This window comes from Mesorhizobium sp. M7A.F.Ca.US.006.04.2.1 (genome assembly GCF_004022915.1).
Classification (GTDB): domain Bacteria; phylum Pseudomonadota; class Alphaproteobacteria; order Rhizobiales; family Rhizobiaceae; genus Mesorhizobium; species Mesorhizobium ciceri.
This window is the reverse complement of record NZ_RZQA01000735.1, coordinates 1-3,317: the sequence shown is the minus strand read 5'-3', so window position 1 is coordinate 3,317 and position 3,317 is coordinate 1. Positions and strand designations below refer to the sequence as shown.

Sequence of the window (3,317 nt, the reverse complement as noted above, 5' to 3'; positions counted from 1 at the left end):
GCGAACCGCCATTCTGCAGCGCCCTGCGCACACCGTCGGCGGTCGCTTCGGCCGCAGCGCGGTTGGCGCGCACTTTCGACAGTTCGCTCGACAGTTCCGAAAGCTGCTGGGTGGCCAGCACCGAATTGTTGCCACCCATCAGAAGATCGGACTGGGCGCGATAGGCGGCGACCTTCGCCTCCGCATCCTTGACCTGCCGCTGCAGGTCGGCGATCTCGGGCGCCAGGAAGTCTGCCGCGGCGCTGTTCGATTCGAGCTTGGCCGCCCCTTGCCCCGCTATATAGGCGGCAGCGATGGCGTCCGGTATGGCGGCCGCGAGCTTGGGATCTTCCGATGAGAACTCGATGGCAATGATGCGGGTCTTCTCGACGCCGTAGACGTTGAGCTTCTCGTGCATTTTCTTGAGCACGCGCTCTTCCGTCGGAATTTCCATCGGGTCGCTTTTCAGCCCGACCAGGACCAGAGCGCGGCTCAGCGCCGACATGTCGAGCGCTTCATTGAACTCGGGCAGTTTTTCCAGCCCAAGCTTTTGCGAGACCTGCTTGAGGATTTCGTTGGAGGAAATGATCTGGACCTGGGTGGCGACGCCCTGCTCGTCGAGAATAGGCTTGTCGGTGTCGTTGTTATTGCTGGCCGGCCGCGTGTAGATGGATTCGCGCGGCGCGATCTCCACCTGCGTCTCGGCCTTGTAGTGCCGGGTTGCCAGCGAGGCGAAAGCAAAGGCCAGCCCGGTCGCCAACAGGACGACGAGGCCTATACGCAGCCAATTCCTCGCCAGGCTGGCGAAGAGCTGCCTGAGATCGACATCGACATCTGCGGCCGCGGACTGAACGGACATGCATCCCTACTCCGATACTGGGTCAGCACGCACCGTAAACAACTATGGTAACTCAGCCGTTAAGATCGCGGTAAGTTTTCGTTAGGGTTTACTGGCGGGCGACAAACAAAACCGCCAGAAATCGCAAAAACTCTTGCCGATGCGCCACGTGTCGGCCGCTCCCTTTACCGGCCATTAACCCTAACAGGATGATAACGGGCCTCGATCCCTGATGTTTGCTGCGACGCCGCAGCGGCCCAGTCGAAGGTACTTGTCCGGTCATGAAAAGCACTGCTTCCCTGTTTCGCGCGCTGCTTGCCGTATCGATGCTGGCTGGCTGTTCCAGCTACCGGCCGACGCCGGCCGCCTTCCATGAGGTGCTCGATCAGCCCTATCGTCTTGGCGCCGGCGATCGCGTCCGCGTCACCGTGTTCGAGCAGGACGGGCTGACCAACACCTACAGCGTCGATCAATCCGGCTATCTCTCCTTCCCGCTTGTCGGCGCCATACCGGCGCGCGGCCACACCGCGCAGCAGATGGAAAAGGAGATCGCCGACAAATTGCGGCAAGGCTATCTGCGCGATCCCGACGTTTCGGTCGAGATCGACCGCTACCGGCCGATCTTCGTCATGGGCGAAGTGGGTGCCGCCGGCCAATACTCTTACGTCCCCGGCCTGACGGTGCAGAAGGCAATCGCCATTGCCGGCGGCTTCACGCCGCGCGCCAACCAGGAAAGCGTCGACATCACCCGCGACATCAACGGCAAGGTGATGACCGGCCGCGTGGTCACCTCCGACCCGCTGCTGCCGGGCGATACGGTCTACGTCCGCGAACGCCTGTTCTGACAGATACCAAGTGGCGGACAGGCTCAGGATCGTCCATTGCTTTCGCTCACCCGTCGGAGGAATTTTCCGGCATGTGCGCGACCTGACCGAGGCGCAGGTCGCCGCCGGGCATTCCGTCGGCATCGTCTGCGATTCGACGACGGGCGGCGCGTTCGAGGAACATCTGTTCGAGCAGATGAAGAACATGCTGGCGCTCGGCATTCATCGCACGCCGATGCAGCGCCACGTCGGTCCCGGCGACCTTGCCTCGGCCTGGCGCACGTACAGGATCATCAAGGAATTGCGGCCGGACGTACTGCACGGGCACGGCGCCAAGGGTGGCGCCTATGCCCGTCTGTTCGGCTCGTTGTTGCGGGTATCAAGGTCTCGCGTAGCCCGCCTTTATTCGCCGCATGGCGGCTCCCTCCACTATGACGAGAACACGACCACCGGAAAGCTGTTCTTCGCGCTCGAGCGCTTCATGGCTCGCTTCACCGACTATCTGCTGTTTGTCTCGGACTATGAGCGGCGGACCTATCGCCACAAGGTCGGCGAGCCGCCCATTCCCAACACCCTCGTCTATAACGGCCTGCGCGCCACTGAATTCGAGCCGGTGATCACCGCGCCGGACGCAGCCGACCTGCTTTATATCGGCATGATGCGCGACCTGAAGGGGCCGGACATCTTCATCGACGCATTGGCGCTCGCCGGCCCACGGTTCGGCCGCGCGCTGACCGCGGTGATGGTCGGCGACGGCGACGACCTACCGCGTTACCACGGGCAAGTGAAACGCCTCGGGCTCGAGCGCCATGTCCGCTTCCTACCGCCGATGCCGGCCAGGGAGGCCTTTGCCCTTGCCGCGCTTATCATCGTTCCTTCGCGCGCCGAAGCCATGCCCTATATCGTCCTGGAAACGCTTGCCGCGGGAAAGCCGATGATCGCAACAGCGGTCGGCGGCATTCCGGAGATATTCGACACCGGTTCCCCTGCCCTGATCCGACCTGACCCGATCGAGCTCGCCGAAAGGATGAGCCAGGCGCTGGCCGACCCGGCCGCCTATCGCGACCTGATGCCGGATGAGGCCGACCTCAAGGCACGCTTCGGCGCCGATGTGATGGCCGCCGACATCGAGAACGCCTATTTCGCCGCGCTCGACAGGTAGGCGCAGGACCAAGCCGTTCCAAAGCCGTATGTTGTTTCAAGGGTTTCTTAGCTCTCTTTTGCTATGACCGAGGGGAAGCTTGCGGAAAGCCCTCATGAACGAGATCGACCCCGCGCGCCGCTTTTCAGCAGAGGCGGTGCGTAAATTCGACGGCCCGGCCGATGGCGACACGCCAAGCGGCATGAACGATGTCGCGCGCCAGGTCGCCTCGCAGTACCGGCGCGATACGATGTCGCCGATCATGGTCAGCGGCGTCCTGCGCATGGTCGAATTCGGCTTGCTGTTCCTGTCCGGGCTCGCCGTCTATTTCCATTATGTCGGGTTCTTCAATTATCTCGCCTGGCAGTATCCGGTAACGATCGCCGCCGCGTCGTTCCTTGCCGTGGTGCTGCTCGACGTCACCGACTGCTACCAGATCGTCGCCCTGATGCGGCCGATCGCCAATTTCGGCCGCGTGCTGCTGGTCTGGGCCGGCACTTTCGCCCTCATGGCGCTGACGGCGTTCGTCATGAAG

3 protein-coding genes and 1 pseudogene are annotated in these 3,317 nt (G+C 62.8%); 3 read left to right on the top strand and 1 reads right to left on the bottom strand.

All coding sequences use genetic code 11. The features are described 5' to 3' along the window. Nucleotides 1-838: Wzz/FepE/Etk N-terminal domain-containing protein (locus EN925_RS29085; RefSeq protein WP_245487337.1), on the bottom strand; the 838-nt coding region annotated here is incomplete at its 3' end. Between the two features lie 260 nt (nt 839-1,098). On the opposite strand from EN925_RS29085, the gene EN925_RS29080 reads away from it, so the two are divergent. The 3 genes and pseudogenes from EN925_RS29080 to EN925_RS29070 form a co-directional block, all read left to right on the top strand. Beyond that, nucleotides 1,099-1,662, top strand: a complete 564-nt coding sequence (locus tag EN925_RS29080) for a polysaccharide biosynthesis/export family protein (protein WP_013532220.1) — start codon at nt 1,099-1,101, stop codon at nt 1,660-1,662. Between the two features lie 10 nt (nt 1,663-1,672). Beyond that, nucleotides 1,673-2,803, top strand: coding sequence for a glycosyltransferase family 4 protein (locus tag EN925_RS29075; RefSeq protein ID WP_127368454.1), 1,131 nt, complete (start codon nt 1,673-1,675; stop codon nt 2,801-2,803). A 94-nt stretch (nt 2,804-2,897) separates the two neighbouring features. Then, nucleotides 2,898-3,317 (top strand): annotated as a pseudogene (locus tag EN925_RS29070) (undecaprenyl-phosphate glucose phosphotransferase); the annotation flags it as partial.